This window comes from Novosphingobium sp. JCM 18896, from assembly GCF_025938095.1.
Classification (GTDB): domain Bacteria; phylum Pseudomonadota; class Alphaproteobacteria; order Sphingomonadales; family Sphingomonadaceae; genus Novosphingobium.
The window spans coordinates 368,544-392,107 of record NZ_JAPCZF010000002.1 but is presented as its reverse complement, the minus strand read 5'-3'; the positions used below and the strand labels follow the sequence as shown (position 1 = coordinate 392,107).

The window sequence follows — 23,564 nt, the reverse complement described above, 5'->3', positions numbered from 1 at the left end:
TCGAGGACAAAGCGCGCAGTGCCCTTGCGCGGCTAGCCTTGCCGCGAAGGAGACGGACCCATGGAACAGGCCACCCAGAACCGGCCGCTGACGGCCTACGACAGGCTCGGCGGGCAGCCGGTGGTGCGGCGGATCGTCGATCGCTTCTACGACCTGATGGAGGCCGATCCCGCCTATGCCGAACTGCGCGCGATGCACGCGCCGGACCTGACGCCGATGCGCGCATCGCTGACCGGGTTTCTGACCGCCTGGCTCGGCGGCCCGCGCGACTGGTTTGAGGAACGGCCGGGCCTCTGCATGATGTCCGCGCATCGCGGAGTGACGATGACCGAGCCGACCGCGCGGCAATGGGCCGATGCGATGACGCGGGCGGTTCAGGATGCCGAGGCCGATCCCGAGCTGGCAGCGAAGATGGCCGAGGCGCTGGCCGGCATGGCGCTGAACATGGGCGGGGTGGGGCGCTGATCCTCCCCGGCACGGGGAGGGGGACCGCATATCAGCTTCGGCAACTCATATCGTCACCCCGGGCTCGACCCGGGGTCCCGCTGTCTTCTCCGCCGCTGCGGGAAAAGCGGGATCCCGGGTCAAGCCCGGGATGACGGGAAGAGGAAGCGCAAGTCCGCCCTCCCTAATCCAACCCCAAATCCAAAATCGGCCCGTCGAAATTGCCGCCGAGCTTGCGGTTCGCCGCCGCCAGCCGCTCGCCCGATACGCCGGCGATATAGCCGTCGATCAGCCGCTGGTAGTTGCTGATCAGCCCTTCGCGGTCCTGCGACAGCCGCACCACGTCGAGCCCCTGCGAATGCAGGCCCTTCTGCTGGATCGGAATGTTCGCATAGTCCTGCCGCGGGATCATCGGGAAGTCGGGGCTGTCGAACGGCAGCATGACCGGTTCGCGCGGCACCTCGGGTTCCTGGCCTTCGGGATAGTGCGTCAGCGACCACAGCTCGAACAGGCAGGACTCGGGACCGAGCGGGCGGATGCGGTAGCTCGACATGCTCGTGAAATAGGTCAGCAGGAAATAGTGCGGGAACAGGAACTCGACCGCCTCGACCGGGTGCTCCTGCATCACCCTGGGCAGGTCGGGCACGTCCTCGCCGGCCGCGCGCAGCCTGTCGGTGATCGCCTGGCAGACCAGGCCGTACCAGGTCATCATCGCCAGCTGCGGATCGTCCGGCAGCGGCGCGTCGGCGAGGTCGCGGGCGATGGCGATCTCCTTGGGCTGGACCAGCCCGGCCATGCCCGCGCCGAGCAGTTCCATCGAGGCCAGGGCTTCCTCGACGTTGTCGCGCACCGAAAGGTTGGGATTGATCGTCGCGCCGATCCCGCCGGTCTCGTGGCCATAGCGCGCGTTGTAGAGGCTGGGCTGCGCATGCTGGAGCTGCGGGTGCGTCTTCATCACGTGGTAGCCTTCCATGAAGGCCTCCATAGCCACCTTCCAGTTGGCCGGCAGCACCGTGGCGAACCACCACTGGCTGCGTAGCTTGCTCATGCCGCGCGCCTCAAGCCGGTCGAGCACCGGCCCCAGGCTGTCGCGCAGCGAGGGGGCGTCGGCATCGTGGTTGATGAAGGCGCAGCCGCCCCAGGTCTCGACGCGCACCGGCCGAAGCGCGAGTTCGTCCTTCTGGAGGACCTCCTCGTCGAACAGGTGGCGGCCGTAGACGAAGGTGCATTCGCCTTCCATGTTCCAGCGCCAGCCGTGGAACGGGCAGATGAAGCCGCTCTTGGCGCAATTGCCGTGGGCGTGCTGGCCCTCGGCATTGCCCGCACCGCCGGCGATCGGCACGCCGCGGTGGCGGCAGTGGTTCTGGTGCGCCTTCACCCCGTCCTTGGTGCGCACGACGATGACCGACTTGCCGACGTTGGAATATTCGATCCAGTCGCCGACATTCGGGATCTGCTCGAGCCGGCAGGCCATCTGCCAGACGTGCGGCCAGACGCGCTCGCATTCGAGCCGGTAGAAGTCCTCGTCATGATAGCGCGCGGCGGGGATCAGCGCGGGGTTGTCGATCTTCAGCGGGTTGTCGGCGCGGAGGTCGCCCAGGTCCATTTCGGCCATTGTCCTCTCCCTATATTGGTGATCGGGTGCTGGCGATCAGGCGAAGGGCTCGTCGCCCTGGAGGATCGTGCGGTGGAGCAGGCGGCCGCAGTCGGGATCGTAGGCCATGGCGCGGTGCAAGGTGCCGGTGTTGTCCCACATCACCGAGTCGCCGACCTCCCATTCGTGCGCGTAGTGGTAGGGCTCGGAGGTCGCGATCTCGCGCAGGCCGTGGAGAATGCGCGCGGACTCCTCGGGCTCGAGCCCGACGACATATTGCGCGGTGTTGCCGAGCACGAGCGACTTGCGGCCCGAGCGGTGCGTCCAGACCAGCGGCAGCTCGCGCTTGCCCTGGCCGCGCGTCTGCCAGTTGGTCAACTGGGCCAGTGTCGGCTCGGGCGTGTGATAGAGCTGCGAGGCCCACATCGTGTGGATCACGCGCAAGGACTCGATCCGCGCCTTGGTCTCGGTGGGCAGGTCGTCGTAGGCGGCATAGCAGTTGGCGAATTCGGTGTTGCCGCCCCAGGTGGGCAGGACCTTGCTGGTCAGGATCGAGCCGCGCACGGGAACGTCGTTCATCGTGCCGTCGACGTGCCAGAACAGCGAACCCTTGAGGTATTCGGTCACCTCGCGGTTGACCGACTTGTCGAGCGAGATCGGGAAGACCGCCTTGTTCTGGAAGCCGATCTCGGTGGCATTGCCGCCGAGCGCATTGGTGAACTGGATCTGCTCGTCGTCGGTGAAGTGGAGCTGCTTGAACACCAGTACGCCGCGGCGTTCGAGCAGGTCGTTGACCGCCTGGGTCAGGTCGCCGCTGAGCAGCTCGTCCTTGGTGTTGAGCACGCGGCTGCCGATCTGCGGCTTGATGTCTTCCGCGCGCAGGCGGGTGAGGGTGGTCGTGGCCATGAGGCGCTCTCCTGTCGGTTTGGGGGTAGACTGCGAGGGGCGGTGCAGGGCCGCCTTGATCTCGCGCAATGTTGCGATCAGGCCGAGACCGCCTCGCGCGTCAGTTCGAGCCCGGCCAGGTCGCCCGCCTCGCGCCAGCGCTGCAGCATGGCCTCGAAGGCGTAGTAGCCCTCGCCCCAGGGCTCGCCGAAGATCGAGCGCTTCTTCTGCTGGTCGCCCTCGTTGTTGAAATAGGAGGGCGTGCACTCGGTCTGGAATTCCGAGACGTCGACCGCGACCGAACGCAGATGCGCGATGTAGGCGTCCTGCGCTGCCTGGCTGGGCTCGACCCGCACCGCGCCGCGCTTCAGCGCTTCGCTGGCGATATGGCCGATGTGGAAGCCCTGATCGATGAAGGTCTTGGAGTTCGAGGCATTGGTCCCGGCCTGGGTGAAGCCGGTGAAGAACATGTTGGGGAAGCCGTGTGCCATCATCCCCTGGAAGGTCCGGTAGCCATCGCGCCAGTAGTCGTAGATCGACAGGCCGCCCTCGCCCTCGATCGTGTCGATGCCCCAGCGGCGGTCGAGGTCGTTGGTCACCTCGTAGCCCGAGGCCATGATCAGGCAGTCGATCGGATATTCGGTCCCCTCGTGGACGAAGCCGGTCTCGGTCAGTCGCTCGAGCCCGCGCGTCTCGGCCACGTCGATCAGGTGGACGTTGGGCTGGTTGAACGCCGGATAGTAATCGTCGTTCGAGGCCGGGCGCTTGCACAGGTAGCGGTAGTAGGGCTTGAGCGCCTCGGCCACCTGGGGATCGGTGACCACATCGCAGCGGCGGCGCAGGCGTTCCATCACGCGATAGTCCATCACCTCGCGGCGAGCGGCATAATCAGCCGGCGAGATCTCGGGCCAGCCTTCGGCTTCGAGCTCGGCCGCGCAGTTGCGGCTGATCTCGGTCCAGATGTCCTTGACGAGATCGGGCTCGCCCGGCGCGAGGCGTTCCATCGCCGCATGATGGAAGTTGCGGATGCGCTCCTGCTGCCAGCCGGGCTGCTGCGCGGCGAACCAGGCGGGATCGATAGCCCGGTTGTCGCGCGCGTCGATCGTCGAGGGGGTGCGCTGGACGACGTAGGTCTGCTGCGCATACTTCGCCAGATAGGGCACGACCTGGATCGCCGTCGCGCCCGTGCCGACGATCGCCACCTTCTTGTCCGCCAGCTTGCTCAGCACCGGATCGCGCCAGGCGCCGCCGGTATAGTCGTAGTCCCAGCGCGCGGTGTGGAAGACCTTGCCCTGGAACTGGTCGAGCCCCGGGATCCCCGGCAGCTTGGGCTTGTTGAGCGGGCCCATGGCGAGCACCACGAAGCGCGCCTTGATGCTGTCGCCGCGGTTGGTGCCGACGTGCCAGCGGTTGAGCGCGGGATCCCATTTCAGCGACTGGATCAGCGTGTGGAACAGCGCGTTCTCGCGCAGGCCGAAGGTGTCGGCGATGACCTGGCAATGGTCGTGGATCTCGTAGCCGTCGGCGAACTTCTTCGACGGCATCGTGCCCGTCTCTTCGAGCAGCGGCATGTAGACCAGGCTGTCGTTGTCGCACTGGATCCCCGGATAGCGGTTCCAGTACCAGGTGCCGCCGAAGTTGCCGCCGTGGTCGATGTTGTGGAACTTGGTGATGCCCGCCTTCCTGAGCTGGGCGGCGACCATCATGCCGCAATAGCCGGCGCCCAGGATCACCACGTCGGTCTCGCCGGTGATCGGCTCGCGCGGGGCGACGGGCGTATAGGGATCGGTCTCGTAGATCCCGGCCCACTTGCCGCTGGTGGGCACGTACTGGTCGTTGTGGTCGCGTTTGACGCGGCGATCGCGCTCCTGGCGGTACTTTGCGCGCATCGCCGGGATGTCGATCTCGCTGGCGGGCGGGCAGTCGCTGGGCTGGCAGATCATCGGGGACTCTCCTAATCAACAGGTCTGTTGATTAACTGGCGCATCCACCCAATTACAGCTTTGATCCGGATCAATGCCGCGGGGGAAGCGCACGGCGAATGTGGCCTCCCGGTTCCGCCACAAGGCACGCAGGTACCTCCATTCCGTCCCTGCGCGCCGGAACCGACTCTCCCCACCTTCGAGCGGCCGACCTCGTGACGGCCGCTCATTTTTTGCCTGCCGATCGCGTCGGCGATGGCGCCGTCGGCTCCCGGCCCGTTTTGACCGCGATCAATGTCGCGCGGCGGTCCGCCCCGGACAATGCGCCGGCAAGCCGCCAGATCCGCGCGGCCGGGAGATACGACGATGCACATGAACGACATGGTGGTGATCAGCACCGACGACCACATCTGCGAGCCGCCGACCCTGTTCGACAACCAGCTCTCGGGCGACCTGCTCGCTTCTGCGCCCAAGCTGCGCACCGACGCGCAGGGCAAGAACTTCTGGCAGTACCAGGGCTATATCCGTCCCTCGGTGGGTCTCAACGCCGTGGTCGGCCGGCCTTTCGAGGAATACGGCATGGAGCCGACCTCGCTCGACCAGCTGCGCGACGGTTGCTGGGACGTGCACAAGCGCATCGACGACATGGACGTCAACGGCGTGGCCGCCTCGATGTGCTTCGGCAATTCGATCGGCTTCGACGGCCAGACCTTCCACAAGGCGGCGGACAAGGCGCTCAGCCTGCGCCACATGCGGGCCTACAACGACTGGCACTACGACGAATGGTGCATGGCCTATCCGGGCCGCTTCATCCCGCTGGCGATCCTGCCGACCTGGGATCCGGCGGCGACCGTCGCCGAGATCGAACGCTGTGCGAAGAAGGGCTTCCGCGTCGTCTCGATGAACGAGAACCCGACCGTCCAGGGCCTGCCCTCGATCCACAACGCTTATTGGGATCCGGTCTACAAGGCGCTGATGGACCACGACATGACCATCGCGCTGCACATCGGCAGCGGCAATCCCGCGCCCCACGCGTCGATGGAAACGCCGATCGAAGCCTGGATCAGCACGATGCCGCTGTCGGTGGCACAGGGCGTCGCCGACTGGCTCCAGCTCGAGGAGCTGCACCAATACCCGAACATGCGGATCATCGTGTCCGAAGGCTCGATCGGCTGGGTGCCCTATCTGGCCGAACGCGCCGACTTCTCGAACTGGCGGCACAAGGCTTGGACGCGTTCGCGCTTCCAGGACATCAAGCCCAGCGAACTGCTCAAGCGCCACTTCGCGCACTGCTTCCTCTGGGACCCTTACGGCATCAAGAACCTGGCCGAGGTCGGCGAGGACAACGTCACCTACGAGGTCGACTACCCGCATTCGGACGCGCTCTGGCCCGATGCCGCCGAACTGCTGTGGGAACAGGTCAAGGACCTGACCGACGCGCAGATCGACAAGGTCACGCACGGCAACGCGATCAAGTGGCTGCGCCATGATGCGCTGTTCGCGCACAACAAGCGCGAGGACCTGACCGTCGGCGCCTGTCACGCGCGCGCGCTGGCGAAGAACGTCGACATCGCGCCCAAGAGCTCGGGCGGATCGGTGCCGACCACCGAAACCCGGCCGGTGACCTCGGGCGACGTCATGGAGATGTTCAAAGCCCACGCCGAGAAGCGCGCGAAGGAGGTCGAGGCGGCCTGAGGCCAGATCCTCCCCTGCAAGGGGAGGTGGCAGTTGCGAAGCGACTGACGGAGGGGTGTAGCCGCCAGCGGGGACACCCCTCCACCACCGCCCTTCGACAAGCTCAGGATGGCGGTCCCCCTCTCCCTAAGGGGGAGGATACGGCGTCACTTTTGCGCCGCCGCCACGATCGCTTCGACACTCGGCATAGCCCGCGCCACGGTGCGGCTCACGCAGTCGGCATCGGGATTGAGCGGATAGAGCCGATCGAGCGTGGCGCAGGCATCGCGCGCCACGCGTTCGACGCGCGTCGTCAGCCGCGCCGCCTGCGCGGGCTGGCTGAGGTCGAGATCGCCATAGAGCGCCGAGATGCGCACCGTCGTGGTGACCGTCGGTGCGCCGGTGAAGCCGTCGCGCGTGGCGGGTGCGGGCGGAGGCAGTGGCAGCGCCCGCGGTGCCTCGACGACGATCGCGGCATCTTCGGCCGGCTCGGCCGCTTGCGCCGCCACGGCGGCGGCGATCGCCAGCACGGCGATGCCGCAGATCTCCGCGACGAGAATGTAGAACGCTATCGTCGATTTCCGCATGCCCCGACCTTCCCCTGGTGCCGGAGACCGGATTGCCGCGTCGCAGGCGAGTCCGCGATACGGTATGTTCCTTAGTCGGGGAGGGGCAGTGCTGCGGTCAGGCTGCCGCGACGATGCGTTCCACGGCGATCTCGTCCTGGTGCGCGCGGACCTGTGCCAGTTCGTAGGCGCTCTGCATCCGCATCAGACTGTCCGCCTTGATGCCGAAGGCCTTTTCGAACCGGATCGCCATCTCGGCAGACAACGCAGCGCGTCCATTGAGCAAGGTGCTCAGCGCTTGGCGGGAAACCCCGAAATGCTGGGCGAGCTGCCGCACGTTCTGGCCATGGGGCTCGACGATCTCGCTCTTCAGCCAGAGCCCAGGGTGGACATAGATCGACGGGTGAAGCTGGATGGCCATTGGTTGTGGTCCTCGATGTCGCGAACTTTTTGGTACGACAGCTTCTAGCATCATTGAGGTAGCAGATGGCTGGCACAATGAACACCACTCGTCATCCCCGCGAAGGCGGGGATCCATCTCCGGCGTTGCGGTTGTGGAAAGACCTGGAGATGGATTCCCGCCTTTGCGGGAATGACGACGATATTGAGTTTGGGGACTTCATCATTCCGCTTGCGGGCCAGCGCGCAAGATCAAAACCGGAAATAGACCCCGCCGCTGACGACCCAGGGGTCGAGCTTGTGCCTGGTCTCCAGCGCCGTGACTCCGGCGGCGGTGGTGAAGCGCGTGGTCGTGCCGATGAAATACTTCTTGGCGTCGAGGCTGAGGCCGAGGCCGCTGTCGCTCACGGGAATGTCGACGCCGCCCTGGAGCACCACACCGAGCTCGTTGCTCATCGACACCTTGCTGGCACCGAGCGCCCTGGCGGCGGCGCCGGGTTTTTCGCCCATGATCACGAAGAGGCTGGGGCCCAGGCCGACATAGGGGCGGATCGGCCCGGCATCGACATGGTACTTGAGCGTCAGCGTCGCGGGCAGGATCAGTACGTGATCGACCAGCCTTGCCCCGGCCAGCGCGCCGGCACCATCGACCTTGTGCTGGGTCAGGCAGCAGATCGTCTCGATCGAGACGTTGGGTGTGGCGTAGTATTCGATCGCCAGGGTCGGCACGACATTGTCGTCGGCCTTGGTCTGGCTGCCGGCCGGAAGCCCGATCAGGTCGGTCTTCACCGCATCGATCTTGCCGTCGGGCAGCACGCCGCTGCCGAGCAGCTTGACCTGCCAGCGGCCGTGCTGGTCCGCGGCCAGCGCGGGCGTGGTGACGGCCGCGGCCGTGGCGAGCGCGGCGGCCCAGAGCATCGTCTTGTTCATGATCCCTCATCCGTCGCCGCAGTGTCCGCAGGCCGCGGACCAGGGTTGTTACGGCGTCGGATCCCGCCTGGGGCAGCGAGCGCAGGGATGCTTTGATCGCGCGCAAAACGGCCCAGCACATTTCGTCGCCCCGGACTTGATCCGGGGCCCCGCTGTTCTTTCGAGCGCATTGCCTGCCGCAGGAAGCGGGACCCCGGATCAAGTCCGGGGCGACGATGCTGGATATGTAACGTGCATTTGCGACAACTGGCCAAGCGGCGACAGGGGGGACGGAAAATCCCCCCGCCGGCGATTGTTGATCGCGGTCAATGTCGCGCTGCACAAATCGGCCCAGGGCGCTCTCATCATTCACATGAGGGAAGGCTCATGGTTAGCGTTCTATCGCGCGCCGGCATCTGGCTGGCCGTGCTCGTCCTCGCCGTCATGGCGGTCGCCCTGGCCGCCGACACCGGCTTCGCCGTCCACATGACCATCGTCGCGCTGGCCGCCTTCGTCGGTCTCTGCGTCTCGATCTCGACGGTCGACTACGCCGCCGTGGCGCGGGGGATCATCCGTACCCCGGCCGATCCCGGCATCTACGACGACGATCCGATCCGCTGGGGCGTGATCGCCACCGTCTTCTGGGGCATGGCCGGCTTCCTCGCGGGGCTGTTCATCGCGCTCCAGCTCGCCTTTCCCGCGCTCAATCTAAACCTTGAATGGACCACCTTCGGCCGCCTGCGGCCGCTGCACACGTCCGCCGTGATCTTCGCTTTCGGAGGCAACGCGCTGATCGCCACGTCCTTCTACGTGGTCCAGCGCACTTGCCGGGCGAGGCTGGCCTTCCCCGGCCTCGCCCGTTTCGTGTTCTGGGGCTACCAGCTGTTCATCGTCCTCGCGGCGACCGGCTACCTGCTCGGCATCACCCAGTCGAAGGAATATGCCGAGCCCGAATGGTACGTCGACTGGTGGCTGACGATCGTCTGGCTCGCCTATCTGGCGGTCTTCGTCGGCACCGTGGTCAAGCGCAGCGAGCCGCACATCTACGTCGCCAACTGGTTCTACCTCGGCTTCATCATCACCGTGGCCATGCTGCACGTGGTCAACAACCTCGACATGCCGGTCAGCCTGTTCGGCTCCAAATCCTATCCGCTGTGGGCGGGCGTCCAGGGCGCGCTGGTGCAGTGGTGGTACGGCCACAACGCGGTCGGCTTCTTCCTGACCGCGGGCTTCCTGGCGATGATGTACTACTTCGTGCCCAAGCAGGCCGAACGCCCGATCTATTCCTACCGCCTGTCGATCATCCACTTCTGGGCGCTGATCTTCCTCTACATCTGGGCGGGTCCGCACCACCTCCACTACACGGCGCTGCCCGACTGGGCGCAGACGCTGGGCATGGTCTTCTCGATCATGCTGTGGATGCCGAGCTGGGGCGGCATGATCAACGGCCTGATGACGCTCAACGGCGCCTGGGACAAGATCCGCACCGACCCGATCATCCGCATGATGGTGATGGCGCTGGCCTTCTACGGCATGAGCACCTTCGAGGGGCCGATGATGTCGATCAAGTCGGTCAACAGCCTGTCGCATTATACCGACTGGACGATCGGCCACGTCCATTCGGGGGCGCTCGGTTGGAACGGGATGATCACCTTCGCGGCGATCTACTACCTGGTTCCGCGCCTGTGGAACCGCCAGCGGCTTTACAGCCTCCGCTGGGTCAACTGGCACTTCTGGCTCGCGACCGTGGGCATCGTCTTCTACGCCGCCGCGATGTGGGTGGCGGGGATCACCCAGGGGCTGATGTGGCGCGAATACGGGCCCGACGGCTACCTGGTGAACTCCTTCGTAGAGAGTGTCGTCGCGGTCCACCCGATGTTCGTCCTGCGCGCCTTCGGCGGCCTGCTCTACCTCGCCGGCGGTGCGATCATGGCCGCCAACGTCTGGCTGACCATCCTCGGCAAGCTGCGCGACGAAGCCCCCATGCGTGACGCCGCGTTCGATCCTGAGAAGGACCGTCCGCTCGCCCCTGTTCCCGCCGAATAAGGGACCGATCCGATGTCCACCATCGTGCAAAACCACAAGAAGCTCGAACGCAACGTCAGCCTGCTCGGCCTGTTCGCCTTCGTCGTCGTCGCCATCGGCGGCATCGTCGAGATCGCGCCGCTGTTCTGGATCGACAACACGATCGAGCAGGTAAAGGGCGTGCGCCCCTACACGCCGCTCGAACAGGCGGGGCGCGACATCTACGTGCGCGAGGGCTGCTACGTCTGCCACAGCCAGATGATCCGCCCGTTTCGCGACGAGGTCGAGCGCTACGGCCACTACAGCCTCGCCGCGGAATCGATGTACGACCATCCGTTCCAGTGGGGCTCGAAGCGCACGGGGCCCGACCTCGCGCGGGTCGGCGGGCGCTATTCGGACGAGTGGCACGTCCAGCACCTCAAGGACCCGCGTGCGGTGGTGCCCGAGTCCATCATGCCGCCCTATGCCTTCCTCGCCGAGCGCGAGCTGAACCCGGGCGACATGACCGCGCAGCTCACCGCGCTCTACCGCGTCGGCGTGCCCTATACCCGGGCCGATCTCGCCAAGGCCAACGACGACCTCAAGGTCCAGGCCGATCCCGAGGCTGATACGGCCGATCTGCTCAAGCGCTATCCCAAGGCGCAGGCGCGCGACTTCGACGGCGATCCCAGCCGCCTGACCGAGATGGATGCGCTGGTCGCCTATCTCCAGGTCCTGGGCACCATGGTCGACGTCAACGCCGCCGCCGCGCAGGAGGAACTGGCCAGGGAGAAGGGCCGGTGAGCCTGCACTCCACTTACGACCTGCTGCGCCACCTGGCCGACAGCTGGGGCCTGCTGGTCATGACCCTGGTGTTCCTCGGCCTCGCCGCCTGGCCGTTCCGCCCCGGCGCGCGCGAGCACAACCGCGACGCCGCGAACCTGATCTTCAAGGACGAGAACGATGGCTGACGCCAACAATGTCCCGGCCTCCGCCGGGGGGAAGCGCATCGACGAAGCCACCGGCACCTCCACCGTCGGCCACGAGTGGGACGGGATCGAGGAACTCGACACCCCCATGCCGCGCTGGTGGCTGTGGACCTTCTACCTGACCATCGTTTTCGCGATCGGCTATATGGTGGTCTATCCGGCGGTGCCGCTACTCGACCGCGCGACCGCGGGCCTGTGGGGCTGGACCAGCCGCGGCGAGCTGGCCAGGGAAACCAAGGCGGCGAACGATGGCCGCGCCGGCCTGCTCCGGCAGATCGCGGCGACCCCGATCGAGCAATTGCCCGGCAAGCCCGAGCTGATGCAGGCCGCGGTCGCGGGCGGGCGCGCCGCCTTTCGCGTCAACTGCGTGCAGTGCCACGGCGCCGGCGCGGCGGGTGTGGCGGGGCTCTACCCCAACCTCGCCGACGACGACTGGCTATGGGGCGGCAATCTGGTCGAGATCGAACGCACGATCACCCACGGCATCCGCCAGCCCGGCGATGACCAGACGCGCACCAGCCTGATGCCCTCGTTCGGGCGCGACGGCATGCTGACCGCGGCGCAGATCGACGACGTGGTCAGCCATGTCCGCACCCTGTCGGGCAAGGAGCAGCCGAGCGCGGCCTCGGCGCGCGGTGCGCAGACCTTTGCCGACAACTGCGCCGCCTGCCACGGCCCCGCCGGCCAGGGTGGCCGTCCGTTCGGCGCACCGAACCTCGCCGACCAGATCTGGCTCTACGGCGGCAGCCGCGAGACGATCGCCGCGTCGATCCACAGTGCCCATGCCGGGGTCATGCCCGCCTGGGGCCAGCGGCTCGATCCGGTGACGATCAAGATGCTGGCCGCCTATGTCCACTCGCTTGGCGGCGGGGAAGAGTTCGATGCTGCCGGTCCTCGATAGTCCTCCCCATCCTGGGGAGGATGCCCCCCTCTACGAGAAGCGCCGGGCGGTGTTTCCCAAGGCGGTCGACGGGCTCTATCGCCGGATCAAGTGGGGCTGGATGGGCGTCACCCTGGCGATCTACTACGGCACGCCCTGGCTGCGCTGGGATCGCGGTCCCTATGCGCCCGACCAGGCCGTGCTGGTCGATCTCGCGCATCGCCGCTTCTACATGTTCGGCATCGAGATCTGGCCGCACGAGTTCTACTTCGTCGCCGGCCTGCTGATCATGGCGGGGATCGGCCTGTTCATCGTCACGAGCGCCGTCGGCCGCGCCTGGTGCGGCTACTCGTGCCCGCAGACGGTCTGGACCGACCTGTTCCAGCATGTCGACCGGCTGATCGACGGCGATCGCAACGCGCAGCTGCGGCTGCAGCGCAGCGGCTGGACCATGGAGAAGATCGGCAAGCGCACGCTCAAGTGGTCGATCTACCTCTTCGTCAGCTTCTGGACCGGCGGTGCCTGGATCCTCTACTTCGCCGATGCGCCCAGCCTGGTGCGCGATTTCTGGTCGGGCCAGGCCGCGCCGGTGGCCTATGCCACCGTGGCGACCCTCACCGCGACGACCTTCGTGCTCGGCGGCGTGCTGCGCGAGCAGGTCTGCATCTACATGTGCCCCTGGCCGCGCATCCAGACCGCGATGCTCGACGAGAATTCGCTGACCGTGACCTACAAGGACTGGCGCGGCGAACCGCGCGGTTCGGTCAAGCAGCACACCGGCGGAGACTGCGTCGACTGCAACCAGTGCGTGGCGGTCTGCCCCACCGGGATCGACATCCGCGAGGGGCCGCAGGTCGGCTGCATCACCTGCGCGCTGTGCATCGACGCCTGCGATGCCGTCATGGCACAGGTCGGCCGTGCGCCGCGGCTGATCGACTATGTCACGCTCCAGGGTGCCGAGGCCGAGAAGGCCGGGGCGGCGCGCCACCAGCCCTTGAAGTCGATCCTGCGCCCGCGCGTGCTGGTCTATTTCGGCGTTTGGTGCGCGATCGGCGCTGGCCTGCTGTTTGCGCTGGGCACGCGGCGGCACATCGACATCTCGGCCGATCGCGATCGCAATCCGCCCTATATGGTGCTCAGCGACGGTGCCGTGCGCAACGCCTACACGGTCAAGCTGCGCAATATGGAAAGCCGCCCGCGCGCGATGGAGATCGCGCTGCTCGGGCTCGACCGTGGTGTGATGTGGAGCGACGACATGCCGCGCGGGCAGGCGGCGCGTGCCCTGCGTCGCACGGTCGCCGCCGACCAGGCCGCATCGGTCCGCCTCTACGTCACCGCACCCGCCGGCACGCCCGCGCAGGACTTTCGCCTCACCGTCCGCGCGCTCGATGCCGAGGGCGGCAGCGACACGCACAAGGTCCGCTTCGACGGGCCGGGAGATGAATGATGAGCAGCTTTGCGAGCACGGCCCGTCCGAACCCAAATCCCCGTCACCCCCGCGAAGGCGGGGGGCCATCTCCAGGTCTCTCCACGATCGCAGCGCCGGAGATGGATCCCCGCCTTCGCGGGGATGACGGGAGAGGGGCTGGGGATGACGGAAATTTTGCGAGGCGAGGCAAAGCATTCACCGGCCGCCACATGGTCGCGATCCTGGTGGGCTTCTTCGCCGTGGTGATCGCGGTCAACGTGACCATGGCGCGGCTCGCGGGGGCTACTTTCGGCGGAGTGGTGGTCGACAATTCCTATGTCGCCAGCCAGCACTTCAACCGCTGGCTCGACGAGGCGGCGACCGAACGCGCGCTGGGCTGGAAGGCCGATTTCGGCCGCGCGGCCGACGGGCGCGTCACCCTGACGCTGGCCGGCCCCGACGCGGCGGCCACGGTCGAAGCCGTCGCGCGCCACCCGCTCGGCCATGCGCGCGACGTGGTCCTGCACTTCGTGCCCGCGGGCGCAGGCCGCTTCGTATCGGCCGAGAAGCTCCCCGCCGGCCGCTGGCGGCTGCGGCTCGAGGTCCGCGCGGGCACGACAAAAATCTGGCGCAGCGAAGGAGACCTGCGATGAACGCCGTCGTGCCGATCGTCGACGAGCCGCTGAGCGAGACCGTGCTGGTCGTGCCCGGCATGCATTGCGCGGGCTGCATGGCCAAGGTCGAGCGCGGGCTTGAGCAGATGCCCGCCGTCGCGCGCGCAAGGGTCAACCTGACCGCCCGGCAGGTGCGCGTCGCGCATCATCCGGACGTTTCCGTGCCCGATCTGGTCGCCGCGCTCGAGGCGATCGGCTTCGCCAGCCAGCCGCGCAGCGAGGAGCTGGGGGCGCGGCCCTCGGCGGTGAAGCCGCTGCTGGCGCCGCTGGCCGTGGCGGGCTTTGCCGCGATGAACGTCATGCTGCTGTCGGTCTCGATCTGGTCGGGTGCGGAAGGTGGCACGCGCTGGCTGTTCCACTGGCTCTCGGCGCTGATCGGCGTGCCGGCGACGGCCTATGCCGGCTGGCCGTTCTTCGCCTCGGCGTGGTCCGCGCTGCGCCGCCTGCGCACCAACATGGACGTGCCGATCTCGATCGGCGTGCTGCTCGCCACGGCACTGAGCCTCTACGAGACCGTGACCGGCGGCCACACCGCCTGGTTCGACGGCACCTTGATGCTGCTGTTCTTCCTGCTCGCCGGGCGCACGCTCGACGCGATGATGCGCGATCGCGCGCGCGCCGGGGTCGATGCCCTGCTGCGCCAGGCCGCGCCGGGCGCCATGGTGCTGACCCCGGGCGGCAAGCTCGAATGGCTGGGCGCCGCCAGCCTCGCGCCGGGCATGCTGATGCGTGTCGCCGCGGGCGAGCGGCTCGCCGCCGACGGCGCGATCGTCAGCGGGCGCACCGCACTCGACCAGTCGCTGCTGACGGGCGAAAGCGCGCCGGTCCGGGCCGAGCCGGGGCAGGCGGTCCACGCCGGCACGCTCAATCTCGATGCGCCGATCGACGTGCGCGTCACCGCCGCGGGGGCCGACACCTCGCTCGCCGAGATCGCGCGACTGATGGAGGCGGCGGGGCAGGCGCGCTCTGCCTATGTGCGGATCGCCGATCGCGCCGCGCGGCTCTATGCCCCGGCGGTACACAGCCTGGCGCTGGCCAGCTTCATCGGCTGGATGCTGATGGGGGCGGGCGCCTACCAGTCGACGGTGATCGCCATCGCCGTGCTGATCATCACCTGTCCCTGCGCGATCGGGCTGGCCGTGCCCGTGGCGCAGGTCGTCGCCTGCGGCGCGCTGATGCGCGCGGGGATCATGGTCAAGGATGGCTCGGCGCTCGAACGGCTGGCGGGTGTCGATCGCGCGCTGATCGACAAGACCGGTTCGCTGACCCTGGGACGGCCCGTGCCCGATGCCGCGGCGCTGGCGGTTCTGTCCGAACGCGAGCGGGGGATCGCTCTCGCGCTGGCCTCGCACAGTCGCCATCCTTTGTCGCGTGCCCTCGCCGATGCGCTGATCGTGGGGGGCCATTTCCCCGCAGCGCTCGAAGACGTACGTGAGGTGCCCGGCTACGGCGTGCGCGGCCTGTGGCAGGGCATGCCGGTGGCCCTGCGGCGGCCCGAGGTCGCGGGCCGCATGGCCGTGGCGCTGCATGTCACCGACTGGCCGGTGCGGCTGATCGGCTTCACCGACGCGCTGCGTCCCGATTGCTGCGAGGCCCTGGCGCAGCTGACGGCGCTGGGCGTGCAGAGCTCGATCCTCTCGGGCGACAACGCCGGCGCCGTCGCCGAAGTGGCGCGGCTGACCGGGCTCACCGGCCAGGCCAGCGCCAGCCCGCGTGACAAGACCGACGCGATCCACCGGCTGCAGAACGGCGGGCACTTCGTGCTGATGGTCGGCGACGGGCTCAACGACGGGCCGGCACTCGCCGCCGCCGATGCCTCGATCGCGCCGGGCACGGCCAGCGACGTCGGCCGTCAGGCGGCGGACGTGGTGTTCCTCGGGGATTCGCTCAGCGCCCTGCCGCGCGCCGTCCGCGCCGCACGCGCGACCCTGCAGGTGGTGCGCCAGAACTTCGCGCTGGCCGTGGGCTACAACGTGCTGGCCGTGCCGCTGGCGGTGCTCGGCCATGTCACCCCGCTGATCGCGGCCGTGGCCATGGCCAGCAGCTCGATCCTGGTGATCGCCAATTCGCTCCGCCTGGCGAGAGTTGCCTGAGGAGGGCCGCCCAATGACCAGTCTCGCTACCCTGATCCCGATCGCGTTGTTCCTCGGGCTGTGCAGCCTCGGCACCTTCTTCTGGGCGCTGCGCGGCGGCCAGTTCGACGATCTCGAGGGCGCGGCCAACCGCATCCTGATCGACGAAGAACCCGGAGAGCGGCCGTGAGGCGCGCCGCGCCGTTCGGCCTGCTGGCGCTGGTGCCGGCGGCGCTCAATGCCTCGGCGCCGGCGGGCATGACGCTGACCGCGCTGTCTTGTGCGGGAGGAGCGCAGGCGATCACCGTGCCGCTGCGTTCGGACGCACCGCAGGAGCAGAGCTCGACCTGTTGCGCCAAGGGTTGTCATGGCCGCAAGCGGGGCGTGCGGCCCGGCTAGTTCCTCCCCTGTAAGGGGAGGGGGACCGCCAGCGGAGCTGGTGGTGGAGGGGTGTAACCCTCTCCGAGATGGGGACACCCCTCCGTCATCCCTACGGGATGCCACCTCCCCTTACAGGGGAGGATCTCGGGTTCTTGACCTGCCGCAATGATCTCGCCGCCAGACAGCGCCAGAAAGCCCCGCATGTGGCCTTATCATCCCGATCTGCTGAGCACCCCGGTGCCGCGCTATACCTCCTACCCCACGGCGGCCGAGTTCGGCACGGGGATCGACGAGGTCGATCTCGAAGCCGCGCTGGTCACGGCGACGGGCGACGTTTCGCTCTACCTGCACGTCCCGTTTTGCGAGGCGATCTGCTGGTACTGCGGCTGCAACACCGGTCGCGCCAACAAGCGGCAGCGGCTGGCCTCTTACCTCGACGCGCTGCACCGTGAGATCGCGCTGGTCGGCAGCCGCCTGCCGCCGGGCGCGCGGGTACGGCGGATCGCCTTTGGCGGCGGCAGCCCCAATGCGATCCAGCCGACCGACTTCGTGCGGCTGATCCTGGCGCTGACCCAGGCCTTTCCGCTGGCCGATCCCGAAATCTCGGTCGAACTCGACCCGAGGACGCTCGACCGCGACTGGACTCAGGTGCTCGGCCGGGTCGGCGTCACCCGCGCCAGCCTCGGCGTCCAGACCTTCGACGCTGCGGCCCAGGTGGCGATCGGCAGGATCCAGCCCACGCATCTGATCGAGCGTTGCACCGCGCTGCTGCGCGAGGCCGGGGTGACCTCGCTCAACTACGATCTGATGTACGGCCTGCCCGGCCAGGATCGCGATGCGCTCAAGGCCAGCCTCGCGCTGACGCACATGCTCGGCGCGGATCGTGTCGCGCTGTTCGGCTATGCCCATGTCCCGCACCTGATCCCGCGCCAGCAGAAGATCGACGCCGCCGCCCTGCCCGGCCAGGCCGAGCGCTTCGCCATGGCCGAGTTCGGCCACGACTGGCTCGCCGGTGCCGGCTATGTCCCGGTCGGCTTCGATCATTTCGCACGGCCGGAGGATCCGCTGGCGCGAGCCGCGCGGGCCGGACACCTGCGGCGCAATTTCCAGGGCTTTACCGACGACCAGGCGCCGATCCTGATCGGGCTCGGCGCCTCGGCGATCAGCGCGTTCCCTGGCCTGCTCGTCCAGAACCAGAAGAACGCCGGCCGCTATCGCATGCTGCTCTCGCAGGATCGCCTGCCAGTCGAGCGCGGGCTGCGCCGCTCGGACGAGGACCGCCGCCGCGGCGCGGTGATCGCGGCGCTGCTGTGCCAGGGTCGGGCGCGGCTCGACGCGCAGTTGTTGCACGAGAGCGAGCGCGATCTCGATCGCTTCGTCAGGGCCGGGCTGGCGGCGATCCGCGACGGCGAACTGGTCATCGCGCCCGCCGGTCTGCCCTATGCGCGCACGATCGCCGCGCTGTTCGATCCCTATCGCCGGCAAGACGCGCGCCGTTTCAGCTCCGCGGTCTGACAGCGGCGCGAATGCGGCAGCAAAGGCAGCCGTCAAGTTCTCCGGTCATTTACGTATACCGACGCCGACGCGATTGCCCGATAGACTGATTTATCAGCATTTTCCGGATGAAAACGATGACGACCTGTGCCGACTGCGGTGTGCGCGAACGCGCCATCTGCCAATCGCTCTGCGAAGCCGATCTCGACCGGCTCAACCGCCTCGGCCGGCATCAGACGATCCAGCGCGGCCAGACCCTGCAGTGGCAGGGTGACGATTCCCTGCTGGTCGGCAATGTCATCGACGGCGTGCTCAAGCTCTCCTCGTCGAGCGTCGACGGCCGTGACCAGACCTTGGGAATCATGTTCGCCAGCGACTTCATCGGCCGGCCTTTCGGCAAGACCACCGATCACTCGATCGTCGCACTAACCGACGCAAAGATATGCACTTTTCCGCGCGCGGCTTTCGACGATTTCGCGCGCGACCACCCCGATCTCGAGCACCGCCTGCTGCAGCGGACGCTGACCGAGCTCGACCGCACGCGGCAGTGGATGATGCTGCTCGGCCGCAAGAGCGCGACCGAGCGGGTCTCGGCCTTCCTGCTCGAAATGGCCGATCGCCTCGCGGACAACGATAACGACGCCGCACCCTTGCGCTTCGCGCTGCCTTTCGGCCGTCAGGAGATCGGCGAACTGCTGGGCCTGACGATCGAGACCGTCAGCCGCCAGATCACCCGGCTGCGCGAAGAGGGCGTGATCGACACGCCCGATCGCCGCTCGATCGTCGTGCTCGATCGCGACGCGCTCGAAGCCTGTGCCGGCTGAGCATGACCTGGCAGTCGATACGTCTGGAACTGGCCGAAACCCGCGATTTTCCGCGCGGTTCGGCCAGCCGCGTCTATCTGCTGAGGCTGCCGCTCGATGCCGCGGGCGCGATCGACGAGGGCGCACTGACCCGCCTGCCGGCGCGTGCCACGGTGCGTCGTTTCTGGCCGAGCCAGGCCGATCTCTCGGGCCGCGTGGTCAAGACCGCGCAGGGCTGGGCCTTCGCCTATGCCGGCGGCGATCCGGTGATCCAGCCGGGCCTGCCGGCCTTCCACAGCGGCGCCGACGTGTTGCTGGCCGAGCCCGACGGAACGCCGCTGCCGTTCCGCGTGGCGCGGCTCGAACGGCTCAACTAGCCGGATCGCTTTCGCCGAGGCCTGCGGCAAAAGCCACGCGCAGCGCTTCGGACAGGCTCGACACGCCGAGCTTGGTCATCACGTTGGCGCGGTGGATCTCGACCGTGCGCGGACTGATCTCGAGATCGTAGGCGATCGTCTTGTTCGGATGACCGCGGACCAGGCCTTCGAGCACCTCGCGCTCGCGCGGGGTCAGGATCTCGAGCCGGGCGTTCGCCTCCTCGGCGCGCGCGGCGACGCGGCCGCTGCGTTCGAGCCGGGCGAAGCCCTCTTCGAGCGCGGCGAGCATGACCGCCTTCTCGAACGGCTTCTCGATGAAATCGACCGCGCCGGCCTTCATCGCCTGGACCGCGACGGTGACGTCGCCGTGCCCGGTCATGACGATCACCGGCAGATGCACGCCGCGCGTCCGCAGCGCCTGCTGGACTTCGAGCCCGCTCATCTCGGGCATGCGCACGTCGAGCAGAACACAGCCTGCCATCAGGTCCTTGGCCTGGTCGAGCAGTTCGACGCCCGAGGCATAGGTCTTCACCACTAGGCCCGACGTGCGCAGCATGAAACTGGCCGAACGGCGGATCGCCTCGTCGTCGTCGACCAGGTGGACCAGGCGGCCGTTTGCCTCAGCCATCGCTTTCTCCGGCATCGATCAGGGTGAAATGGAAGGCGGTGCCGCCAAGCGCCGAGGCTTCGGCCCAGATGCGCCCGCCGTGGCCGTTGACGATCGTGTGGCAGATCGACAGGCCGAGGCCCATGCCCGCGGTCTTGGTGCTGACGAAGGGCTGGAACAGTTGCGCCGCGACGTCCTCGGCCAGGCCCGGCCCGCTGTCCTCGACCGTCACCGTGACAAGACCGGCCTCGCGGCCCGACGAAATCCGCAACTGTCGCACCGGGCTGTCGGTCATCGCCTCGAGCGCGTTGCGCACGAGGTTGAGGATCACCTGCTGAATCTGGATGCGGTCGATCAACACCCGGTCGGCCTGCGGATCGAGCGAGAGCTCGACCTCGACCGCGCGTTCGCCCGCGGAGACCAGCGCCAGCGCGATCGCCTCGTTGACCACGCGCGCCAGGCTCTCGACGCGTCGCTCGGTCTCGCCGCGCGAGATGAAGTCGCGCAGTCGGCGGACGATCTGGCCCGCGCGCACCGACTGCGTCGCGCATTCGTCGAGCGCCTCGCGCACGATCTCCAGGGTCGCCGGATCGGGTTCCACGAGCAGGTCGCGTGCGGTCTCGACATAGTTGGCGATCGCGGTCAGCGGTTGGTTGAGCTCGTGCGCGATCGAGGTGGCGAGCGTACCCATCGCGGTCACGCGCGAGACGTGGGCGAGCTCGGACTGCAGGTCGTGGAGGCGAAGCTCGGTTTCCTGGCGCTCGGTCAGGTCGCGAATGAAGCCGGTGAACACGCGCTCGTTGTCGACCGTCGCTTCGCCGATGTGCAGGTCGATCGGAAAGGTGCCGCCATTGCGATGGCGCGCTGTGGTCACGCGCCCAATGCCGATGATCTTGCGTTCGCCGGTGCCGAGGTAGTGGCCGATATAGCCGTCGTGCCGCTCGCGGTCGGGCGAGGGCATCAGCATCGAGACGTTCTCGCCGAGCACTTCGTCTTCGGCATAGCCGAACATCCGTTCGGCCGCGGCGCTGAACGAGAGGATCGTGCCGCGCGCGTCGATGACGATCATCGCATCGGGAACGGTTTCGAGCAGCGAGCGCAGATAGGCTTCGCGCGCCAGCACCACGGTGCTCGAATTTCCGGGACCCTCAGGCGAACGATCGGTCATCGCCCTCCCTCATAGAAGTCCCGTGCGAAGGATCAACCGCGGCTAGCGCCGCTGCGCGACTTCGGCGGCGGCGATCGTCGTCAGGTTGAGGATGCCGCGCGCGGTCACCCCGGGCGTCAGCACGTGGATCGGCTTCGACAGGCCCATCAGCATCGGCCCGACCGTGGGCGAGCTCGACGAGGCCGAGAGCGCGGTCAGGGTGATGTTGGCGGCGTCGAGGTTGGGCATGACGAGCACGTTGGCGGCGCCCGCGAAAGCGCTGTCGGGCACCAGCCGCTCGCGTACGTGCTGCGACAGCGCAGCATCGGCGTGCATCTCGCCGTCGACCAGCAGGCCGGGTGCGGTCTCGCGAAGCAGACCGAGCGCGGTGCGCATCTTGCGCGCGCTGGGGCTGTGCGAAGCGCCGAAGTTCGAGTGCGAGAGCAGCGCGACGCGCGGCTCGAGGCCGAACTGGCGCACTTCCGCGGCGGCGAGGATCGCCATTTCGGCTACCTGCGCCGGTGTCGGTTCGGGCACCATGTGGGTATCGGTGATGAACAGAGCGCCGGCTTCGAGGATCAGGCCCGACAGCGCATAGACGCGGCTCTTGCCCGGCGCGCGATCGATGATGCGCAGGACATATTCGATCTGGCCCCAGTATTCGGAATTGCCGCCGACCAGAGCCGCGTCGACATAGCCGGTGCGCAGCAGCATCGCCGCGGTCACGGTCGGCCGGCGATAGACGTGGCGGATGATCTCGGCCGAGGGCACGCCCTTGCGGCCGGCGACCGCCTGATAGGCCTCGACCAGCGGACGCAGCTTGTCGTGGTCGGTCTCGGGGTCGATCACCTCGACGTCGCGATCGAGCTCGAAGCGCAGACCGAGCGCGGGCAGCCGCTGTTCGAGGATGCGCCGCCGCGCGACGATCACCGGGCGTACGATCGAATCGTCGAGTGCGTCCTGGATCGCGCGCAGCACACGTTCGTCCTCGCCCTCGCCATAGGCCACGCGCGTCAGGCTGTGCCGCGCCGCTTCGAACACGGGCATCATCAGCTGCGCCGAGCGCGTGTTCTGGCGGCTCAGCGACTGGCGGTAGGCATCGATGTCGAGGCTGCGACGGGCAATGCCGCTGTCGATCGCCGCCTGGGCGACGGCGGGCGCGATCTCGGCGATCAGGCGCGGATCGAACGGCGTCGGGATGATGTAGTCGGGGCCGAAGGTCAGCTTCTGGCCGCCATAGGCCTGGGCGACGCTTTCGTGCGCGGGCAGGCGCGCGAGCGAGGCGATGGCTTCGGCCGCGGCGACCTTCATCGCCTCGTTGATCGTCGTCGCGCCGACGTCGAGCGCGCCGCGGAAGATGTAGGGGAAGCAGAGGACGTTGTTGACCTGGTTCGGATAGTCCGAACGGCCGGTGGCGACGATCGCATCGGGGCGCTCGGCGCGCGCGACGTCGGGCAGAATTTCGGGCTCGGGATTGGCCAGGGCGAAGATCAGCGGGCGCTCGGCCAGCAGCGGCAGCCATTCGGGCTTGAGCACGCCGGGCGCCGACAGGCCCAGGAACACGTTGGCGCCGGGGAGCACTTCGGGCAGGCTGCGCGCGTCGGTCTGGCGGGCATAGCGCGCCATGTTGGGCTCCATGCCCTCGCGTCCGGCATGGACGACGCCGTCCTTGTCGGTCAGCGTCACGTTCTCGATCGCCAGGCCCATCGAGACGAGCAGATCGACACAGGCCAGCGCGGCGGCGCCGGCGCCCGAAGTCACGAGCCGCGCTTCGGCCAGGGTCTTGCCCTGGAGCACCAGCGCGTTGCGCACCGCCGCGGCAACCACGATCGCCGTGCCGTGCTGGTCGTCGTGGAAGACCGGGATGTTCATCCGGGCCTTGAGCGCCGCTTCGATCGCGAAGCACTCGGGCGCCTTGATGTCTTCGAGGTTGATGCCGCCGAAGGTCGGTTCGAGCAGGGCCACGGCCTCGACGAACTTCTCCGGATCGGTCGTGTCGACTTCGAGGTCGAACACGTCGATGTCGGCGAACTTCTTGAAGAGCACGGCCTTGCCCTCCATCACCGGCTTCGACGCCAGCGGGCCGATCGCGCCGAGCCCGAGCACGGCCGTGCCGTTCGAGATCACCGCGACGAGGTTGCCGCGCGCGGTATAGTCGAAGGCCTTGTCGGGATCGGCGGCGATCTCCTCGCAGGGCGCGGCGACGCCGGGCGAATAGGCTAGCGCGAGGTCGCGCTGGTTGACCATGCGTTTGGTCGGCTCGATCCGCATCTTACCCGGCTGGGGATAGCGATGATAATCGAGTGCCGCGCGGCGAAGCGTATCGTCCATAGGA

23 protein-coding genes are annotated in these 23,564 nt (G+C 67.9%); 14 read left to right on the top strand and 9 right to left on the bottom strand.

Annotated elements, in window-relative coordinates; all coding sequences use genetic code 11:
• Window positions 1–60: 60 nt before the first annotated feature.
• Window positions 61–465 carry a group II truncated hemoglobin gene (locus tag OLX23_RS07775; protein WP_264444224.1) on the top strand — a complete coding sequence of 135 codons (405 nt, stop codon included), beginning with the start codon at window positions 61–63 and terminating at the stop codon, window positions 463–465.
• A gap of 163 nt (window positions 466–628) precedes the next feature.
• Here the strand turns inward: OLX23_RS07775 and OLX23_RS07770 are convergent, their stop codons facing one another.
• From OLX23_RS07770 to OLX23_RS07760, 3 genes are all read right to left on the bottom strand, one after another.
• Complete coding sequence (locus OLX23_RS07770; RefSeq protein ID WP_264444223.1) at window positions 629–2,059, bottom strand: aromatic ring-hydroxylating oxygenase subunit alpha; 1,431 nt, start codon at window positions 2,057–2,059, stop codon at window positions 629–631.
• Between the two features lie 36 nt (window positions 2,060–2,095).
• Complete coding sequence (locus OLX23_RS07765) at window positions 2,096–2,944, bottom strand: TauD/TfdA dioxygenase family protein (RefSeq protein WP_264444222.1); 849 nt, start codon at window positions 2,942–2,944, stop codon at window positions 2,096–2,098.
• Window positions 2,945–3,021: 77 nt separating this feature from the next.
• The gene (locus OLX23_RS07760; RefSeq protein ID WP_264444221.1) at window positions 3,022–4,866 is read right to left on the bottom strand and encodes a flavin-containing monooxygenase; all 1,845 of its coding nucleotides are present in this window, start codon (window positions 4,864–4,866) and stop codon (window positions 3,022–3,024) included.
• A gap of 345 nt (window positions 4,867–5,211) precedes the next feature.
• Between OLX23_RS07760 and OLX23_RS07755 the strand changes: the two genes are divergently transcribed.
• Window positions 5,212–6,540 (top strand): amidohydrolase family protein, encoded by a 1,329-nt coding sequence (locus OLX23_RS07755; RefSeq protein WP_264444220.1) that lies wholly within the window; start codon window positions 5,212–5,214, stop codon window positions 6,538–6,540.
• A 146-nt stretch (window positions 6,541–6,686) separates the two neighbouring features.
• On the opposite strand, the gene OLX23_RS07750 is transcribed toward OLX23_RS07755, so the two are convergent.
• The 3 genes from OLX23_RS07750 to OLX23_RS07740 all read right to left on the bottom strand — a co-directional run bounded on the left by OLX23_RS07750 (window position 6,687) and on the right by OLX23_RS07740 (window position 8,414).
• Window positions 6,687–7,106: a UrcA family protein gene (locus OLX23_RS07750; RefSeq protein ID WP_264444219.1), complete on the bottom strand. Its 420-nt coding sequence runs from the start codon at window positions 7,104–7,106 to the stop codon at window positions 6,687–6,689.
• 97 nt (window positions 7,107–7,203) lie between these two features.
• The gene (locus OLX23_RS07745) at window positions 7,204–7,506 is read right to left on the bottom strand and encodes a HigA family addiction module antitoxin (RefSeq protein ID WP_264444217.1); all 303 of its coding nucleotides are present in this window, start codon (window positions 7,504–7,506) and stop codon (window positions 7,204–7,206) included.
• A 230-nt stretch (window positions 7,507–7,736) separates the two neighbouring features.
• On the bottom strand, window positions 7,737–8,414 hold the full coding sequence (locus OLX23_RS07740) for an OmpW/AlkL family protein (RefSeq protein WP_264444216.1): 678 nt from the start codon (window positions 8,412–8,414) through the stop codon (window positions 7,737–7,739).
• 366 nt (window positions 8,415–8,780) lie between these two features.
• Between OLX23_RS07740 and ccoN the strand changes: the two genes are divergently transcribed.
• From ccoN to OLX23_RS07680, 12 genes are all read left to right on the top strand, one after another.
• Window positions 8,781–10,439, top strand: a complete 1,659-nt coding sequence (gene ccoN, locus OLX23_RS07735; RefSeq protein WP_264444214.1) for a cytochrome-c oxidase, cbb3-type subunit I — start codon at window positions 8,781–8,783, stop codon at window positions 10,437–10,439.
• Window positions 10,440–10,451: 12 nt separating this feature from the next.
• Complete coding sequence (gene ccoO / locus OLX23_RS07730; protein WP_264444213.1) at window positions 10,452–11,201, top strand: cytochrome-c oxidase, cbb3-type subunit II; 750 nt, start codon at window positions 10,452–10,454, stop codon at window positions 11,199–11,201.
• Entirely contained in the window at window positions 11,198–11,368 is a 171-nt protein-coding gene (locus OLX23_RS07725) for a cbb3-type cytochrome c oxidase subunit 3 (protein WP_264444211.1), read from the top strand. The genes ccoO and OLX23_RS07725 overlap by 4 nt, the downstream gene beginning before the upstream one ends.
• Window positions 11,361–12,287: a cytochrome-c oxidase, cbb3-type subunit III gene (gene ccoP / locus OLX23_RS07720; RefSeq protein ID WP_264444209.1), complete on the top strand. Its 927-nt coding sequence runs from the start codon at window positions 11,361–11,363 to the stop codon at window positions 12,285–12,287. The genes OLX23_RS07725 and ccoP overlap by 8 nt, the downstream gene beginning before the upstream one ends.
• A complete protein-coding gene (ccoG, locus tag OLX23_RS07715) occupies window positions 12,268–13,713 on the top strand; it encodes a cytochrome c oxidase accessory protein CcoG (protein ID WP_264444208.1) in 1,446 nt (481 codons plus the stop codon). The genes ccoP and ccoG overlap by 20 nt, the downstream gene beginning before the upstream one ends.
• Window positions 13,714–13,904: 191 nt before the next feature.
• Window positions 13,905–14,327 (top strand): FixH family protein, encoded by a 423-nt coding sequence (locus OLX23_RS07710; RefSeq protein WP_413629785.1) that lies wholly within the window; start codon window positions 13,905–13,907, stop codon window positions 14,325–14,327.
• Complete coding sequence (locus tag OLX23_RS07705; RefSeq protein ID WP_264444206.1) at window positions 14,324–16,441, top strand: heavy metal translocating P-type ATPase; 2,118 nt, start codon at window positions 14,324–14,326, stop codon at window positions 16,439–16,441. The genes OLX23_RS07710 and OLX23_RS07705 overlap by 4 nt, the downstream gene beginning before the upstream one ends.
• Window positions 16,442–16,454: 13 nt before the next feature.
• Window positions 16,455–16,610 carry a cbb3-type cytochrome oxidase assembly protein CcoS gene (gene ccoS, locus OLX23_RS07700; RefSeq protein ID WP_264444203.1) on the top strand — a complete coding sequence of 52 codons (156 nt, stop codon included), beginning with the start codon at window positions 16,455–16,457 and terminating at the stop codon, window positions 16,608–16,610.
• On the top strand, window positions 16,607–16,819 hold the full coding sequence (locus OLX23_RS07695; protein WP_264444201.1) for a hypothetical protein: 213 nt from the start codon (window positions 16,607–16,609) through the stop codon (window positions 16,817–16,819). Before ccoS ends, OLX23_RS07695 begins: the two co-directional genes overlap by 4 nt.
• A gap of 183 nt (window positions 16,820–17,002) precedes the next feature.
• Window positions 17,003–18,316 (top strand): oxygen-independent coproporphyrinogen III oxidase, encoded by a 1,314-nt coding sequence (gene hemN, locus OLX23_RS07690; protein ID WP_264444199.1) that lies wholly within the window; start codon window positions 17,003–17,005, stop codon window positions 18,314–18,316.
• Between the two features lie 116 nt (window positions 18,317–18,432).
• A complete protein-coding gene (locus tag OLX23_RS07685) occupies window positions 18,433–19,119 on the top strand; it encodes a Crp/Fnr family transcriptional regulator (protein WP_264444197.1) in 687 nt (228 codons plus the stop codon).
• A 2-nt stretch (window positions 19,120–19,121) separates the two neighbouring features.
• Window positions 19,122–19,475 (top strand): hypothetical protein, encoded by a 354-nt coding sequence (locus OLX23_RS07680; RefSeq protein WP_264444196.1) that lies wholly within the window; start codon window positions 19,122–19,124, stop codon window positions 19,473–19,475.
• Here the strand turns inward: OLX23_RS07680 and OLX23_RS07675 are convergent.
• Genes OLX23_RS07675 through OLX23_RS07665 form a run of 3 tightly spaced genes read right to left on the bottom strand, consistent with a single transcriptional unit; the run spans window position 19,468 to window position 23,560 of the window.
• Window positions 19,468–20,103, bottom strand: a complete 636-nt coding sequence (locus tag OLX23_RS07675) for a response regulator transcription factor (protein WP_264444195.1) — start codon at window positions 20,101–20,103, stop codon at window positions 19,468–19,470. The genes OLX23_RS07680 and OLX23_RS07675 overlap by 8 nt on opposite strands.
• Window positions 20,096–21,250, bottom strand: coding sequence for a sensor histidine kinase (locus tag OLX23_RS07670; protein ID WP_264444194.1), 1,155 nt, complete (start codon window positions 21,248–21,250; stop codon window positions 20,096–20,098). The genes OLX23_RS07675 and OLX23_RS07670 overlap by 8 nt, the downstream gene beginning before the upstream one ends.
• 42 nt (window positions 21,251–21,292) lie before the next feature.
• Window positions 21,293–23,560: an NADP-dependent malic enzyme gene (locus tag OLX23_RS07665; protein ID WP_264444193.1), complete on the bottom strand. Its 2,268-nt coding sequence runs from the start codon at window positions 23,558–23,560 to the stop codon at window positions 21,293–21,295.
• Between the last annotated feature and the right edge of the window lie 4 nt (window positions 23,561–23,564).

Excerpts from the sequence above, each read along its gene's own strand:
- ccoS (WP_264444203.1), top strand. The coding sequence starts at position 16,455 with ATGACCAGTCTCGCTACCCTGATCCCGATCGCGTTGTTCCTCGGGCTG.
- OLX23_RS07770 (WP_264444223.1), bottom strand. The coding sequence starts at position 2,059 with ATGGCCGAAATGGACCTGGGCGACCTCCGCGCCGACAACCCGCTGAAG.
- ccoO (WP_264444213.1), top strand. The coding sequence starts at position 10,452 with ATGTCCACCATCGTGCAAAACCACAAGAAGCTCGAACGCAACGTCAGC.
- hemN (WP_264444199.1), top strand. The coding sequence starts at position 17,003 with ATGTGGCCTTATCATCCCGATCTGCTGAGCACCCCGGTGCCGCGCTAT.
- OLX23_RS07755 (WP_264444220.1), top strand. The coding sequence starts at position 5,212 with ATGCACATGAACGACATGGTGGTGATCAGCACCGACGACCACATCTGC.
- OLX23_RS07675 (WP_264444195.1), bottom strand. The coding sequence starts at position 20,103 with ATGGCTGAGGCAAACGGCCGCCTGGTCCACCTGGTCGACGACGACGAG.
- OLX23_RS07670 (WP_264444194.1), bottom strand. The coding sequence starts at position 21,250 with ATGACCGATCGTTCGCCTGAGGGTCCCGGAAATTCGAGCACCGTGGTG.
- OLX23_RS07745 (WP_264444217.1), bottom strand. The coding sequence starts at position 7,506 with ATGGCCATCCAGCTTCACCCGTCGATCTATGTCCACCCTGGGCTCTGG.
- OLX23_RS07710 (WP_413629785.1), top strand. The coding sequence starts at position 13,905 with ATGGTCGCGATCCTGGTGGGCTTCTTCGCCGTGGTGATCGCGGTCAAC.
- OLX23_RS07705 (WP_264444206.1), top strand. The coding sequence starts at position 14,324 with ATGAACGCCGTCGTGCCGATCGTCGACGAGCCGCTGAGCGAGACCGTG.
- OLX23_RS07685 (WP_264444197.1), top strand. The coding sequence starts at position 18,433 with ATGACGACCTGTGCCGACTGCGGTGTGCGCGAACGCGCCATCTGCCAA.
- ccoN (WP_264444214.1), top strand. The coding sequence starts at position 8,781 with ATGGTTAGCGTTCTATCGCGCGCCGGCATCTGGCTGGCCGTGCTCGTC.
- ccoG (WP_264444208.1), top strand. The coding sequence starts at position 12,268 with ATGCTGCCGGTCCTCGATAGTCCTCCCCATCCTGGGGAGGATGCCCCC.
- ccoP (WP_264444209.1), top strand. The coding sequence starts at position 11,361 with ATGGCTGACGCCAACAATGTCCCGGCCTCCGCCGGGGGGAAGCGCATC.
- OLX23_RS07740 (WP_264444216.1), bottom strand. The coding sequence starts at position 8,414 with ATGAACAAGACGATGCTCTGGGCCGCCGCGCTCGCCACGGCCGCGGCC.
- OLX23_RS07775 (WP_264444224.1), top strand. The coding sequence starts at position 61 with ATGGAACAGGCCACCCAGAACCGGCCGCTGACGGCCTACGACAGGCTC.
- OLX23_RS07765 (WP_264444222.1), bottom strand. The coding sequence starts at position 2,944 with ATGGCCACGACCACCCTCACCCGCCTGCGCGCGGAAGACATCAAGCCG.
- OLX23_RS07750 (WP_264444219.1), bottom strand. The coding sequence starts at position 7,106 with ATGCGGAAATCGACGATAGCGTTCTACATTCTCGTCGCGGAGATCTGC.
- OLX23_RS07760 (WP_264444221.1), bottom strand. The coding sequence starts at position 4,866 with ATGATCTGCCAGCCCAGCGACTGCCCGCCCGCCAGCGAGATCGACATC.
- OLX23_RS07680 (WP_264444196.1), top strand. The coding sequence starts at position 19,122 with ATGACCTGGCAGTCGATACGTCTGGAACTGGCCGAAACCCGCGATTTT.
- OLX23_RS07665 (WP_264444193.1), bottom strand. The coding sequence starts at position 23,560 with ATGGACGATACGCTTCGCCGCGCGGCACTCGATTATCATCGCTATCCC.